This window comes from Eudoraea algarum (assembly GCF_050589645.1).
Classification (GTDB): Bacteria; Bacteroidota; Bacteroidia; order Flavobacteriales; family Flavobacteriaceae; genus JBNGOQ01.
Genome location: NZ_JBNGOQ010000004.1, coordinates 425,306 through 440,133, shown reverse-complemented (window position 1 = coordinate 440,133; position 14,828 = coordinate 425,306). Strand labels below are relative to the sequence as shown.

Here is a 14,828-nt window from a genome sequence, read left to right as displayed (position 1 = left end):
CTTTTCCGACCATACCGTCTTTGGCGTCGAGCCTAGAACAGTTTTTTTGGCAAAGGTGCATCGGGCACTAAAACAGTCCGGTGATATGTCCATCACGGTCAATATCTATTCTTTCCGAAGCCGGGTGCGCGGGCAAACCTGGCATTCTCATGATATCGCCGGTAATGGGAACCAAAAAACCTGCCCCCGAGGCTATTTCAATTTCCCGTACGGTTATGATAAAATCCTTTGGGCGGCCCAACAAAGCGGGATTATCCGATAGTGACTTCTGTGTCTTAGCAATACAAACAGGGAGTTTTTCGAGACCTAGGTCCGCAATTTTTTTTAAGTCCTTTTTGGCCTTTGCTGTATAATCCACATGTTCTGCACCGTATATTTTTGTGGCAATGGTAGTTATCTTGGTTTGCACGTCCATCTCCCAATCGTACAAGGGGGTAAAGTCGGTATTGTTGTTCTCTGCCGCGGCAATGACCTTTTGGGCAAGATCTGCAGATCCTTCCCCTCCCTTGGCCCACACTTCGGCCAAAGCTACAGGGACACCCATTTTATTGGCCGCAGCAATAATCAACTCGATCTCTTCCTTGGTATCGGTTACGAACTTATTAATGGCAATTACAGGAGGTACCTTAAAGCGTAGAATATTTTCCACATGTTTCTCCAAATTGGGGATTCCCTTTTCCAAGGCTGCCGTATCGGGTATGGTCAAGGAATCCAAGGAAGCGCCTCCATGATATTTCAGGGCTCTAACCGTAGTGGTCAATACCACGGCCTTTGGTGATAATCCTGCGCTCTGGCATTTGATATCAAAGAACTTTTCTGCGCCCAGATCAAATCCAAAGCCTGCTTCGGTGACCGTATATTCGGAAAAGGACAGGCCCATTCTCGTGGCGATTACCGAGTTGGTGCCTTGGGCGATATTTGCAAACGGGCCACCGTGTATGATGGCCGGATTACCTTCAATAGTCTGCACCAGGTTGGGCATAATAGCATCTTTCAACAGGGCTGCCATTGCACCTTCGGCCTTCAAATCCCTGGCGTATATCGGTTTCCTGTCAAAGGTGTATCCTATAAAAATATTGCCCAGCCGTTTCTTAAGGTCTTCCAGGTCATCTGCAAGACAGAGAATGGCCATAATTTCCGAGGCAGCCGTAATATCAAAGCCGGTTTCCCTTGGTATTCCAGAGCCAGTGCCGCCAAGGCCCACGATAATCCGCCTAAGGGCCCTGTCGTTCATATCCAGTACCCTTTTCCAAGAAATGGTGCGCGCATCCAACCCCAGTGAATTGGTTTTGCTCTGTACATTGTTGTCAATAAGTGCCGCCAGGAGATTGTGCGCCTTTTCAATGGCCGCAAAGTCACCGGTAAAATGCAGGTTAATGTCCTCCATGGGCAGTACTTGGCTATATCCACCCCCCGTGGCCCCGCCCTTTATCCCAAAAACAGGGCCCAGGGAAGGTTCCCTAAGCACCACCGTAGTCTTCTTGCCCAAGCGGTTAAGGCCTTCGGAGAGCCCAATGGACATAGTGGTCTTTCCTTCGCCAGCTGGGGTTGGCGAGGTGGCGGAAACCAAGATTAGCTTACTATTCGTGGAATTTTCCACATCCATTTTATGCAAGGGCAATTTGGCCTTGTACTTTCCGTACATGTCAATTTCGTCTGACTGAAGTCCTAACTTTTCGGCAATTTCGGTGATGGGTTTTAGGGCTACTTTTTTAGCAATCTCCAGGTCGCTCATATCAATGTGGTATAAATTAATATTAGGGTTTACAAACAGAAAGCCCACTAAGGGACCAAGTAAAAAGGCAGTCCTTTTCAGTATGGCAACCTAGCAGGTATATCAGTGGACCACCAAAACAAAATAATTCTTCCTACCTCGCTGTAGGAGCACATATTTGTCACTGATCAAATCAGCCGTGGTAATCCGATAATCTTCCCTTACCTTTTCCTTGTTTACCGAAATGGAATTCTGTTTTAACTCCCTTCGGGCTTCCCCATTGGACCCCAAAAATCCCGTTTTGGCGGCTAATGCTCCGATCATATCCAGTCCGTTTTCCACATCTTCCCTCGGTATTTCGGCCTGGGGCACCCCTTCAAAAACATCCAAGAAAGTAGCTTCGCCCAAGGCCTTGAGGTCTTGGGAAGTAGATTTTCCAAAAAGGATATTGCTGGCCTTTATGGCGTTGTCCAGATCCTGCTGGGAATGCACCATGACCGTAATCTCTTCTGCCAAACGTTTTTGCAACACCCTCAGGTGGGGCGCCTCCCCGTGTTCCACTACCAGGTTCTCTATCTCGGTCTTGGGTAAAAAAGTGAAAATCTTGATATATTTTTCCGCGTCCGCGTCAGAGGTGTTCAACCAATATTGGTAAAATTTGTACGGGGATGTCTTTTGGGCATCCAACCAGACATTGCCGCTTTCCGTCTTTCCAAATTTTGACCCATCGGCCTTGGTAATCAACGGACAGGTAAGTGCATAACCCTTGCCGCCTCCGATTCTTCGTATGAGTTCCGTGCCCGTGGTAATATTGCCCCATTGATCGCTTCCGCCCATTTGTAGGGTGCAATTGTGGTTTTGAAAGAGGTAGAGAAAGTCGTACCCCTGCACAAGTTGATAAGTGAATTCGGTAAATGACATGCCCTCATTGGCCTCGGCAGACAAACGTTTTTTTACCGAATCCTTTGCCATCATATAATTTACGGTAATGTGCTTCCCAACATCCCTGATAAAATCCAGAAAGGAAAAGTCCTTCATCCAGTCGTAATTGTTCACCAAAACGGCGGCATTATCGGAATCACTTTCAAAATCCAAAAAACGTGACAATTGCTCCTTCAGTGCGTCCTCATTACGTCTGAGCGTGGTCTCGTCCAGCAGGTTGCGCTCAGTGGATTTGCCAGAGGGGTCCCCGATCATACCCGTTGCTCCCCCAATAAGGGCATAAGGTTTATGGCCCGCCAATTGAAAATGCCGTAGCATCATCACCCCTACCAAATGTCCGATGTGCAGGGAATCTGCCGTGGGATCGATCCCAACATAGGCCGATTGCATCCCGCTTTGTAAGTGCGTTTCCGTACCGGGCATTGCATCGTGCAGCATTCCCCTCCATTTCAATTCCTCGACAAAGTTTGAAGCCATTGGTAATCTCCTTTAAATAATTGCTGCAAATATAAAAGAAATACACTGCTTTACACCGTACAAAAAGAGGATATATCCCCAGCAATTACCTAATTTTGGTATATGGTTTTAGTCACGGGCGGTACAGGATTGGTCGGTTCGCATCTCTTGCTGCATTTGGTGGAAAATGAACCTTCCGTACGGGCAATCCACAGAAAGGGAAGCGATTTGGAAAAGGTAAAAAAAGTTTTTTCCTATTATCGTGATGAGGTCCAACCCTTGTTTGAAAAAATCCAGTGGGTAGAAGCGGATCTTACGGACATCCCCGCCTTGGAACTCGCCTTTACGGATGTAAGCTTCGTGTATCATTGTGCGGCATTGATTTCCTTTGATCCCGGCGATTTTGAAAAAATGCGCAAGGTCAATATCGAGGGCACCGCCAATATCGTAAATCTCTGTCTCTCAAATAAGGTGGGGAAACTGTGTTACGTGAGTTCCATTGCCGCTATCGGAAAAAGTCCTCTGGGTTCTGCAGCTACCGAGGAAAATGAATGGACAGAGCTTGATGCCAATGTCTATGCCCTCTCCAAATATAGATCCGAAATGGAAGTATGGCGGGGTGCACAGGAAGGTTTGGATGTGGTTATGGTAAACCCCGGCCTGATTATTGGTCCTGGGTTTTGGGACAACGGTAGTGGTCGTCTGTTCAGAATGGCGGCCAAGGGGCAAAGGTTTTATCCTCCAGGTGGTTCTGGAACCATTACCGTGCATGATACCGTGCGAATGATGGTTCTTTTAATGCGGTCATCGGTTAAAAATGAGCGCTTTATCGCGGTGAGCGAAAACCTGGGTTATAGGGAAATTCTGCAGCGGTTTTCAAAATCTCTGGGTGTAGCCCCACCACGACTGGCTTTAAAATTTTGGCAATTGGAAATTTTATGGCGATTGGATTGGTTGCGACATTTCCTTGTCAAAAAAGGCAGGGTACTAACCAAGATCGCCGTTGATTCGCTACGTCAACAAGAGTTTTATAGCACAGAAAAAATCAAGGGTGCACTTGGATTTGAATTTGAACCTTTGGAAGAAACACTGCACTTTTGCTGTGCCCGATTTAAGGAAGAGAATCCTTAGTCCTCTTTTTTAGTGCAGCTTTTTGTTTGGCAGTACTTATACTATCATTGCGTCTTTCCTTGGCCTCCGTTGCCTCCTTTTCTTCTTTTTTTAACCTCGCTTCCACTGAGGTATAAATTTTCTCGTATACCTCGGGCAGGGACGCATAGTATCTATCACTCTCCACAAATTGCACACTGTCTATGTCATATTTGCTATAGAGGTAGGGCATGGTCTCTATATGGTGTTCCTGCAAAAGGGTGGCATTTGTTTTTTTGGCAGCGCCTATAATGGCCAGGTCGTAAAGTATGGAAGTCATTTGATCCTCCCCAATAAGGTCATCGGGTTTTTCAATCACCTTTTCCGCACAGGAGCCGAGCACAAACATCAACAGTAGAAAAATGACAGGTTTCATAGCTAGCGATCAAAAGTTAATCTTTCGGCATTTCTTTTATCGGAAAAGTTTCCGTTTTCATAAGCCAAATGTCCATTTACAAAGGTATGGGTAATTTTAGACCTGAAGGTATTTCCCTCAAAGGGAGACCATCCACATTTGTAGGCTATATTTTCCCGCTTTACCTGCCAGGGGTCATCCAAATTTAACGCGACCAAATCGGCATAGCATCCTTCACGCACAAATCCCCGCTTTTTTATTTGGAACAATTTTGCTGGATTGTGGCACATTTTCTCCACAATTTTTTCCAATGACAACCTCCCTCGATGGTAGTTTTCCAACAAGGCGGGTAGCGCATGTTGTACCAAGGGGCCACCGGAAGGAGCCTTTGTGTATACATTGTCCTTTTCTTGGAGCGTATGTGGTGCATGATCCGTGGCCAGCACATCTATGCGATCATCCAATAGCGCTTCCCATAGTTGCGCCCTGTCATCTGCCGATTTCACGGCCGGGTTCCATTTAATATGTGCCCCCTTGCTTTCATAATCCTCCTGGGCAAACCATAAATGGTGGATGCATACCTCAGCGGTAATCTTCTTTTCTTCCAGGGGTATGTCGTTCCTGAACAGCTGGGTCTCCTTCCCGGTGGAAACATGAAAAACGTGCAGACGTGCGCCGGTCTTTTTGGCCAGGGCCACTGCCCTGGATGACGACAGGTAACAGGCTTCTTCACTTCGGATCACCGGATGGTACTTCATGGGGATATCATCTCCGTACCGTTCCCTGTATTCGGCCAGATTTTTTCGTATGGTCTGCTCATCCTCGCAATGTGCGGATATGACCATTTCGGTACTGCTGAATATCCTTTCGATCACCGCTTCATCATCTACCAACATGTTTCCAGTAGACGACCCTAGAAATAGTTTTATCCCTGAACAGGCATTCTTGTCCAGTTTTTTGAGTTCCTCCAGATTGTCATTGGTGCCTCCGAACAAAAAGGAATAGTTGACATAGGCCGAATTGGCCGCCAAGGCAAATTTTGCTTCCAGTTTTTCGATCGTAGTGGTCTGCGGGTCGGTATTGGGTTGTTCCATGAAGCTTGTAATACCACCTGCCACTGCAGCTCTGCTTTCCGTGGCGATGGTCCCCTTATGGGTGAGTCCGGGTTCCCTAAAATGCACCTGATCATCAATAAGTCCGGGCAAGAGGGGATTTCCATTGAGGTCTACCACCGTAGCTCCGTTAGCGCTGATCTCCCTTCCTATTTTTTGGATGAGCTTATCCTGTATCAGTACATCACATAGCTGTTGGGTGCCTTCATTAATTACCCTAGCGTTCTTTATCAGTGTTTTTCCCATCCTAAAACTTCCTTTTTCGGAACAAACTGCCCAATTTCATTGTAATTACACCAAAAATAGCCTCCCATACAATGGCAGAGCTCATCTTGGACTTGCCCTTCTCTCTATCCCTAAAGATGATGGAGACCTCTTCGATCTTGTACTTCTTCAAATGTGCCCTAAACTTCATTTCGATCTGAAATGCATACCCAATAAAGCGTATGGAATCCAAATCAATATCTTCCAAAACTTTTCGCCGGTAACAGACAAAACCCGCCGTGGGATCGTGCACCCGCATTCCTGTAATAATTTTGACATAAAAGGACGCTCCGTAGGACAGAAGAACCCTGTATAACGGCCAATTGACCACATTGACGCCTTTTTTATAGCGGGAACCTACGACCACATCGGCCCCGTTAACGCATGCTCTGTACAGTCTTGGCAGGTCGTCCGGTCTATGCGAGAAATCGGCATCCATTTCAAAGATATAGTCGTATTTTCGATTTATGGCCCATTTGAATCCATGGATGTATGCGGTTCCCAATCCGGACTTTTCCGTTCTCACCTCAAGAAACAGCCTGCCCGGGTAACGGTCTTCGAGCTCGCGCACTCTAGCGCTGGTTCCATCGGGCGAATTATCGTCCACCACCAGGACATGAAAATCCTTGTCCAAATCAAAAACAGCCCCTATAATGGCCTCTATGTTTTCGATCTCATTGAATGTTGGGATTATAACTAAGCTGTCCGTCATTGACTTCTACTGATGCGGACAAAAATACTATTTTAAAATCTGTAAAGAAATCCTAAAAGCACTTTATCATTTCTTTAAAAGCTTTCACAATGCATATAATTTGTAATTTTGGAGCGAATCAATGACCTTAGATGATACCAAAACTTCCCAGGCTTTTTGTTTATCTTCTAGCCGCCCTACTTGTACTGAATCTACTACAGAGCATTTTTACCAGACTCATTTTTGACGAAGCTTACTATTGGCACTATGCCCAGGAACTCGCCTGGGGTTATTTTGACCACCCACCGATGGTGGCCCTGATGATAAAAATCAGTAGCTTTTTCTTTAAGGGGGAGTTGGGCGTGCGCTTTGCAAGCTGTGTCCTGTCCGTGGGAACCTTACTCCTTCTGTGGTTGTTGGTAGACCATCCCAAAAAAAAGAACTTTGTTCCCCATTTTTTTGTCCTCGCTCTGTCCATGGCCCTCTTAAACGCCTATGGATTCTTTACCTTGCCCGATACGCCGCTCTTGTTTTTTACCGCGCTCTTTTTGTGGTGTTACAAAAAGTTCATTGAAAAACCATCTGCGGCATTAAGTATTGCATTGGGTATAGTGATGGCCGCCTTGATGTACAGCAAGTACCATGCGGTCTTGGTGATCCTATTTGTGCTTTTTTCCAATATTAAATTGGTCTTCAATAAATACGCATGGCTTGCTGTTTTGGTGGCGCTGCTTTGCTATACCCCCCACTTTATGTGGTTGTACCAGAACGATTTTGTGACCATACGGTACCATCTGTTTGAGCGGCCCAATCGTGCCTATGAATTTGGGGATTTTACCCTGGGTTTTCTGATTGGTCTAATTGCCATTTTTGGTCTGATATTCCCATGGGTGTACCTAAGTTTGTTCCGTACCCGGGCCAAGGACAAATTCACCAAGGCCCTCCTCTATTTGATCTATGGGACCGTCCTTTTCTTTTTTATCTCAAGTTTTAACCGACGGGTACAGACCCAGTGGATCATTGTCATCTCCATTCCTATGGTCCTGGTCGTTTTTAACCATATGCTTCAGAACGATACGGTAAGAAAGTGGATTTGGCGCGTGGGCATCGTGAACCTCCTTGTACTGTTTTACCTGCGATTGGGATTAATCTTTGAGCCCTTGTTTCCCATCGTGTACGAATCACATGGGAACAAGGAATTGGTGCAGACTCTGGCATCCAAGGTGGGCAATCTTCCCGTAGTTTTTGAAAATTCCTATAGACAGGCTCCCATGTATACCTTCTACACAGGAAATCCTTCCTTTTCACTCAACAATATCTACTACAGAAAAAACCAATTTGATATAGACGATTCGGAATCCAAGATCCAACATCAAAAAGTGGTCTATATCTCCCGCTATTTAAAAAACGGCGATATTTCATATCACGACCCCAAAGGCGTATTGCATTGGGGGGTCTACATGGAAAATTTTGAGTCCTTTCGAAAATTACAGTGCTATATGGAAGATGTACCTGTTTCGGTAGATCAACCGCAACCCTTAGGGGTAAAACTTTACAATCCATACGCCTTTGGAATAGCCCTGGAAAAGCTCAAGTTCAGTGTTGCCTATTTAAACGATTACAAGCAGGTAAAGGAAGTCCTGCCTTTAAAAATGGAGGCCTTGGACAAGAATGTAACACAGGTGGCTGCAAGGGACACGGCCTATTTCAACTTCCGTTTACCGATTCCCAAGAAGAGTGATCCGGGTTATTTCAAAATTGTGATCTCGGAAAATAGCCTACCTTTGGGACTTAACAGTGAAAGTATTCCCTTGGATTGATGGAGCCTATAGTACGAAATACCTATGCCGTTGATTGGATTACCCTGGTACTCTTTAGTAGCCTGTTGTTTGTGGTCATAGCAAAGGGTATTTTTTATGGTCGGTTTCTTAACTTCATTATCCTTCCCTTTAACAACAAGTATATTTTCATGTACAACAAGAAGGACAGGCTGCTGAACTGGTTCCATATCTTTTTTACTATTTTCCAAGTGCTTAATTTTTCGCTTTTTATCTATTTGGCCAGACATGTGCTTTTTAGACCAGAGGATGCCTTCTATCCGGCCATTTATTTTATCATTCTTGGTCTGGTGATCGTATTTTTGATTATTAAGGTCTTACTGCAATTGGGCAACGGATTCGTTTTTAACAACAACAAGACCATCTCCGAATTTATCTTTAAAAAGATTTCTTACTTAAACTATAGTGGCATGGTCATGTTTTTGGCCAATGTAATGCTTACTTACGTGCTAAAAGACTCAAAAGCTGTGGTTTATGTAAGTATCTTCCTGATTCTTTCGATAAACTGTATCGGCTGGGTCACGGTCATTAGAAATCATCAAAAATTCATAGCAGGCAATTTTTTCTATTTTATTTTGTACCTTTGCGCACTCGAAATTTCACCCTTTGTGATAATCGGAAGCCTCTTAAAAGATTGATGTTTATGAAAGTAAAGACGATTTTGGTTTCACAGCCAGAACCGAAAATGGAGAATTCTCCGTATTCGCGACTTATTGAAAAAGAAAAGGTAAAAGTAGACTTTAGACCCTTTATCCATGTAGAAGGAGTAGATGCGAAAACGGTTAGGCAACAAAAAATCGATCTGAACGATTATACGGCAATTATACTCACCAGCAGGAATTCTGTAGATCACTTTTTCAGAATCGCTGAGGAAATGCGATTCAAGGTCCCGGATACCATGAAATACTTTTGCCAGTCCGAAGCCGTAGCGTATTATCTCCAAAAATACGTGGTCTATCGGAAACGAAAAATCTATGTGGGCAAGCGAGCTTTTGGTGATTTGGTTCCGCTTTTCAAAAAATATAAGGAGGAGAAGTTTTTGTTGCCCTCCTCGGATGCGCTCAAAGCGTCGGTCCCTGAGGCCTTGAACGAGTTGGGAGTAGATTGGAAAAGAGGTATCTTCTACAAAACCGTGATCAGTGATCTTTCCGATCTAAGGGATGTATATTATGATGTACTGGTATTCTTTAGCCCGTCGGGCATTGAGTCCCTCCTAAAGAATTTCCCGGATTTTCAACAAAATGATACACGCATAGCCGTATTTGGGAATTCTACCATAAACGCTGCTACTACTGCCGGTCTTCGCATAGATATTAAGGCACCTACCCCCGAAACGCCTTCCATGACCATGGCGCTCCAGAAGTATATTACGCTGGCCAATAAAAAATAAAAGCAAAAAAAAAGCCTCCATTTGGGAGGCTTTTTTTTAAAAGGCATAGCGTTGCGGACCGCCGCGCCTGATCTCTTCATTGGCATACGACTCGAACCGCTTAAAGTTTTCCCGAAAGGCATTGGACAACTTAAAGGCCGTTTTATAATACGCCTCATCATTGTTCCAGGTTGCCCTGGGACTTAAGACACTTGTAGGAACACCTGGGCACTGTCTGGGCTGGGCCACACCGAAAACGGAATGTAGGTGATAGGTATCATAGGTATACAATCCAAGATCTCCGTTGAGAACCGCATGGATCATGGCCCTGGTATACGCTAATTTCATCCGGGTGCCTACCCCGTAGGGGCCGCCGGTCCAGCCGGTGTTGACCAACCAAACATTCACGCCCGATTCTTTCATTTTTTTACTCAACATTTCGGCATATTTGGTTGGATGCAAGGGCATAAAGGGCGCCCCAAAACAGGCCGAAAACGACGGTATGGGCTCTACCACACCAGCTTCCGTACCGGCAACTTTCGCCGTATATCCGGAAATAAAATGATATGCGGCTTGGCTCGGCGTTAATTTGGATATTGGTGGTAGCACGCCAAAGGCATCTGCAGTAAGAAAGAAAATATGTTTTGGATCCTTTCCAATGGAGGGTTGTTGAACGTTATCAATATGGTAGATGGGATAACTTACCCTGGTATTTTGGGTAATGGAGGTATCCTTGAAATCAACGACCCCATCACCATCCATAATGACATTTTCGAGAATAGCCCCTTTTTTTATAGCGGCATGGATTTCGGGTTCCTTTTCCGCAGAAAGGTCAATGACCTTGGCATAGCAACCGCCTTCAAAATTAAAGACGGTGTTTTCCTTGGTCCATCCGTGCTCATCGTCACCTACCAATTTACGGTGAGGGTCGGTGGACAGGGTGGTCTTTCCGGTTCCGGAAAGACCGAAGAAAATGGCCGTATCCCCATCTTTTCCCACATTGGCGGAACAATGCATGGGCAGGGTGTTTTTAAATACGGGCAGGATAAAGTTCAAAGCGGAAAAAATTCCCTTTTTGATTTCCCCGGTATAACCGGTACCTCCTATCAGCACAATCTTCTTCGTAAAATTCAAAATGGCGAAATTATGTTGACGTGTACCATCAACAGCGGGGTCGGCCTTAAAACCAGGAGCGTTGATTACCGTCCATTCCGCCTCAAAATCCTTTAGTTCGTCCTCTGTGGGGCGTAAAAACATATTATAGGCGAACATGTTGGACCATGGATACTCATTGATTACCCTAACATTCATTCGGTAGTCGGCATCAGCACAGACATAACAATCCCTCGCGTAAAGTTCCTGGGTGTTCAGGTATGAGATTACCTTATCGTAGAGTTTTTGAAACTTTTCGGGCGTAAAAGGGATATTGATCTCTCCCCACCAAACCCGGTCTTTTGATATCTCGTCCTCAACGATAAAGCGATCTTTGGGAGATCTTCCAGTGAACTCACCGGTATTGACGGCCAAGGCGCCGGAGGTGGCCTCTTTTCCCATTTTTTTGGCGACGGTAATGTCATGAAGTTCCGCTGGGGTCAATTGGTAATTAATACGGTCATTTTCAATTCCGTATCCTTCTAACGAAATCGATTTCGTAACTGGGCTGGATGCGTTCATAAATAATGGTTTATTGTTTGCACAAAACTAAAAAATTTAAACACGGAAACCGGGTAAATCCGTCCTAATTCATCCGTTTTTCGTTAAAAATGCGAAATCCCAAAGCAATCCAGCCCAAGAGCAGCAATATTCCGCCCAAAGGTGTTAAAAGAGCGATTTTTTTATAATCGAATTCGGTCAATCCATTGGTTGCCAGCAAATAAATGGAAAAAGAAAAGCATACCACCCCCAAAACAATTGGATAAAATACAATCATTTTGCCTCTATTCCCGAGTTGTGGCATCGCACCTAAGATCAATAAAAATAAAGCGTGATACATCTGATAGCTCACCCCGGTACCAAAAGTCCGCAATGCTTCCGCATCCACCAATTCCTTTAATCCATGCGCGCCAAAGGCGCCCAAGAGAATTGCCGTTGTCCCGAACAGGATTCCGGTTCCAAAAATTGTTTTGTTCATAACTTGAAAGGGTATATTATTGATAAATGTAACAATTTGATACCTTAGCAGCCGTTATTATTGTATAAAATTAGACAAAACAAATGGTGCGGAAAATACTTGTTGTAGGCGCGGGGAAATCCACCTCCTATCTGTTGGATTATTTTTTGGACAAAGCAAAGGACGAAAATCTTCATTTGACCATAGCGGATATACATCCGGAAAGCATTTCGGCCAACATAGCGTCGCATCCGGCCTGTACCGTGGTACAACTGGATATCTTTAAGGATACCGACCGAAGGACGGTGGTCAAAAACGCGGATATTGTGGTATCCATGCTCCCTGCGCGCTTTCATATCAAGGTAGCCGAAGATTGTATCACTTTCGGCAAACATTTGGTGACCGCCTCCTATGTCAGTCCCGAAATAAGATTGCTAGATCAACAAGCCAAGGCAAAGGGACTTGTATTCATGAACGAAATTGGAGTGGATCCGGGAATTGATCATATGAGTGCCATGCAAATCATTGATACCATCCGAAGCCATGGCGGAAAAGTGGTCCTCTTTGAATCCTTTACAGGGGGATTGGTAGCACCCGAGAGCGATAACAATCTTTGGAACTATAAATTTACATGGAACCCCAGAAATGTGGTCCTGGCCGGACAGGGTGGCGCTGCCAAATTCATTCAGGAGGGAACGTACAAGTACATCCCCTATCACAAGCTTTTTAGGAGAACGGAATTTTTGGATATTGAGGGCTACGGAACCTTTGAGGCCTATGCCAACCGGGATTCCCTAAAATACCGGGAGGCCTATGGTCTTAAAGATGCGCACACGCTGTACCGAGGCACTATGCGAAGGGTTGGTTTTTCCAAGGCCTGGAATATGTTCGTTCAACTGGGCATGACCGATGACGGATACACCGTGCAAAATTCGGAAGGCATGTCCTATAGGGAATTTACCAACCTATTTTTGCCCTATTCCCCAACGGACTCCGTGGAATTGAAACTTCGACATTATCTAAAAATAGACCAGGACGATATCATGTGGGGCAAGCTTTTGGAATTGAACCTGTTTGATGCCAACAAGACCATTTCCTTAAAGAATGCCACCCCGGCCCAAATGCTGCAACAAATTTTGGAGGATAGTTGGACCTTGGCCGCCAATGAAAAGGACATGATCGTCATGTACCATAAATTTGGATACGAGCTCATGGGCGAAAAGAAACAAATAGACGCCAACATGGTGGTACTGGGGAAAAACAGGACCCATACCGCCATGGCAAGGACCGTAGGCCTCCCCGTAGCTATCGCTACCCTATTGATCCTTAATAAACGAATCAGCACACCTGGAGTCCAAATACCTATACAAAAAGAGGTCTACGAGCCTATCCTAGAAGAACTCACGGAACATGGTGTGCTGTTCCAGGAATACGAGGTACCCTATATGGGTTACAACCCCAATTCAGTTGTAAGTTAAGGTTCGATAGTATTTTTGGTATATTTATATCAAAACTGAAACCTAGAAATGAAAACGAGCAACGAAAACGTAAAAATCGATGGCATAGACAAGAAAATCCTAAGGTTCTTAATGCAAGATGCCCGGAAACCCATTCTTGAAATTGCGAGGAATATCGGTATCTCGGGAGCGGCCATTCACCAAAGACTGCGAAAACTGGAAGCATCGGGGCTTATTGCAGGGTCCAAATTCGTAATCAATCCCAAGGTATTGGGATACACTACCATGGCCTATATTGGTATTTATCTGGACAAGGCCATGAGCAATCCCGTTGCCGTAAAGCAACTCGAAAAGGTTCCCGAAGTGCTGGAGTGCCATTATACGACCGGCAATTGGTCGATCTTGATAAAGGTATTGTGCCGTGACAATGAGCATTTAATGCATGTGCTCAATCGGGAAATCCAACCCATTGAAGGGGTATCCCGCACGGAAACCTTTATTTCGCTCAACCAACAGATCGAGCGACAAATAACGATATAGAGAAGACAGCCTTAAATCTGGGATTGTCATATCGAGCGCCGTGCCCGAGGCAGGCGCTCGAACGGACATCTAAACATGTTTTGGATAGTTTTTTTGCTATTTGTATTTTTAACCAGGATTAATCCCTTCCACCGAAAACCTGAAGTCCCCAGTAGACCAGGGATGCCAAGGCTCCCAGAGCAGCTACCAAATAGGTTCTGGCCGCCCATTTCAAGGCATCTTCCGCACCGGCATATTCTTGCTGGCTCACCATGTTTTTATTTTTTAACCAGGCCAAGGCCCTGTTACTGGCATCGTACTCCACAGGAAGGGTTATAAAACTGAACAGGGTTGCAAGGCCCATCATCACCAAGCCCGCAACGGCAATATAAAATCCGAAACCTACCCCGGCAGCCGCCCCCAACATTAGTCCGCCAAAAACGACCCACATAGACATCCCCGAGGTAATACTTACCACAGGCACCAATTTGGAACGCATGGTCAACCACTCATAGGCGGTGGCATGTTGTACCGCATGTCCGCATTCGTGTGCCGCTACCGCAGCTGCGGAGGCATTGCGCTGATTATAGACCCCTTCGCTTAAATTCACTGTTTTATTGGCCGGATTGTAATGGTCGGTAAGCATTCCGGGCGTAGAAACCACCTTCACATCCCTTATGCCGTGATCGGCCAACATTTTTTCTGCTATTTCCGCACCGCTCATCCCGTTGCGCAGGTGCACTTTTGAATAATGCTTAAACTTGCTTTTGAGCTTGTTGCTCACCAACCAGCTCACCAAGGCGATTGCTCCGAGCATTATATAATATGTCATCATAACGTTGTCTTTTTAAT

At 45.2% G+C, this 14,828-nt stretch carries 14 protein-coding genes; 6 read left to right on the top strand and 8 right to left on the bottom strand.

Annotated elements, in window-relative coordinates; genetic code table 11:
- Window positions 1-67: 67 nt before the first annotated feature.
- Both ACRD67_RS17150 and tyrS read right to left on the bottom strand, forming a co-directional pair.
- Entirely contained in the window at window positions 68-1,735 is a 1,668-nt protein-coding gene (locus tag ACRD67_RS17150) for a formate--tetrahydrofolate ligase (RefSeq protein ID WP_430968452.1), read from the bottom strand.
- A gap of 102 nt (window positions 1,736-1,837) precedes the next feature.
- Window positions 1,838-3,133, bottom strand: coding sequence for a tyrosine--tRNA ligase (gene tyrS, locus ACRD67_RS17145; RefSeq protein ID WP_430968451.1), 1,296 nt, complete (start codon window positions 3,131-3,133; stop codon window positions 1,838-1,840).
- 102 nt (window positions 3,134-3,235) lie between these two features.
- Between tyrS and ACRD67_RS17140 the strand changes: the two genes are divergently transcribed.
- Window positions 3,236-4,243, top strand: coding sequence for an NAD-dependent epimerase/dehydratase family protein (locus ACRD67_RS17140; RefSeq protein ID WP_430968450.1), 1,008 nt, complete (start codon window positions 3,236-3,238; stop codon window positions 4,241-4,243).
- Here the strand turns inward: ACRD67_RS17140 and ACRD67_RS17135 are convergent.
- The 3 genes from ACRD67_RS17135 to ACRD67_RS17125 are packed head-to-tail and all read right to left on the bottom strand — an operon-like array spanning window position 4,224 to window position 6,704.
- A complete protein-coding gene (locus ACRD67_RS17135) occupies window positions 4,224-4,637 on the bottom strand; it encodes a DUF4296 domain-containing protein (protein WP_430968449.1) in 414 nt (137 codons plus the stop codon). The genes ACRD67_RS17140 and ACRD67_RS17135 overlap by 20 nt on opposite strands.
- Before the next feature lie 2 nt (window positions 4,638-4,639).
- The gene (locus ACRD67_RS17130; protein WP_430968448.1) at window positions 4,640-5,974 is read right to left on the bottom strand and encodes a dihydroorotase; all 1,335 of its coding nucleotides are present in this window, start codon (window positions 5,972-5,974) and stop codon (window positions 4,640-4,642) included.
- 1 nt (window position 5,975) lies between these two features.
- Window positions 5,976-6,704: a polyprenol monophosphomannose synthase gene (locus tag ACRD67_RS17125; RefSeq protein WP_430968447.1), complete on the bottom strand. Its 729-nt coding sequence runs from the start codon at window positions 6,702-6,704 to the stop codon at window positions 5,976-5,978.
- A 131-nt stretch (window positions 6,705-6,835) separates the two neighbouring features.
- Here ACRD67_RS17125 and ACRD67_RS17120 point away from each other — a divergent pair, with 131 nt between their 5' ends.
- From ACRD67_RS17120 to ACRD67_RS17110, 3 genes are read left to right on the top strand one after another with little or no spacing between them, the layout of a single operon-like run.
- Entirely contained in the window at window positions 6,836-8,503 is a 1,668-nt protein-coding gene (locus ACRD67_RS17120; protein ID WP_430968446.1) for an ArnT family glycosyltransferase, read from the top strand.
- Window positions 8,503-9,159 (top strand): DUF4271 domain-containing protein, encoded by a 657-nt coding sequence (locus tag ACRD67_RS17115; RefSeq protein WP_430968445.1) that lies wholly within the window; start codon window positions 8,503-8,505, stop codon window positions 9,157-9,159. The genes ACRD67_RS17120 and ACRD67_RS17115 overlap by 1 nt, the downstream gene beginning before the upstream one ends.
- A gap of 5 nt (window positions 9,160-9,164) precedes the next feature.
- The gene (locus tag ACRD67_RS17110; protein ID WP_430968444.1) at window positions 9,165-9,911 is read left to right on the top strand and encodes a uroporphyrinogen-III synthase; all 747 of its coding nucleotides are present in this window, start codon (window positions 9,165-9,167) and stop codon (window positions 9,909-9,911) included.
- A gap of 36 nt (window positions 9,912-9,947) precedes the next feature.
- Here ACRD67_RS17110 and pckA read toward each other — a convergent pair whose 3' ends face one another.
- Both pckA and ACRD67_RS17100 read right to left on the bottom strand, forming a co-directional pair.
- Entirely contained in the window at window positions 9,948-11,564 is a 1,617-nt protein-coding gene (gene pckA / locus ACRD67_RS17105) for a phosphoenolpyruvate carboxykinase (ATP) (protein ID WP_430968443.1), read from the bottom strand.
- 64 nt (window positions 11,565-11,628) lie between these two features.
- Entirely contained in the window at window positions 11,629-12,021 is a 393-nt protein-coding gene (locus ACRD67_RS17100) for a DUF423 domain-containing protein (protein ID WP_430968442.1), read from the bottom strand.
- Between the two features lie 83 nt (window positions 12,022-12,104).
- Here ACRD67_RS17100 and ACRD67_RS17095 point away from each other — a divergent pair, with 83 nt between their 5' ends.
- On the top strand, window positions 12,105-13,478 hold the full coding sequence (locus tag ACRD67_RS17095) for a saccharopine dehydrogenase family protein (RefSeq protein ID WP_430968441.1): 1,374 nt from the start codon (window positions 12,105-12,107) through the stop codon (window positions 13,476-13,478).
- A 48-nt stretch (window positions 13,479-13,526) separates the two neighbouring features.
- Window positions 13,527-13,997 (top strand): Lrp/AsnC ligand binding domain-containing protein, encoded by a 471-nt coding sequence (locus ACRD67_RS17090; protein ID WP_430968440.1) that lies wholly within the window; start codon window positions 13,527-13,529, stop codon window positions 13,995-13,997.
- 118 nt (window positions 13,998-14,115) lie between these two features.
- Here ACRD67_RS17090 and ACRD67_RS17085 read toward each other — a convergent pair whose 3' ends face one another.
- Entirely contained in the window at window positions 14,116-14,811 is a 696-nt protein-coding gene (locus tag ACRD67_RS17085) for a zinc metallopeptidase (protein WP_430968439.1), read from the bottom strand.
- Window positions 14,812-14,828: the final 17 nt, after the last annotated feature.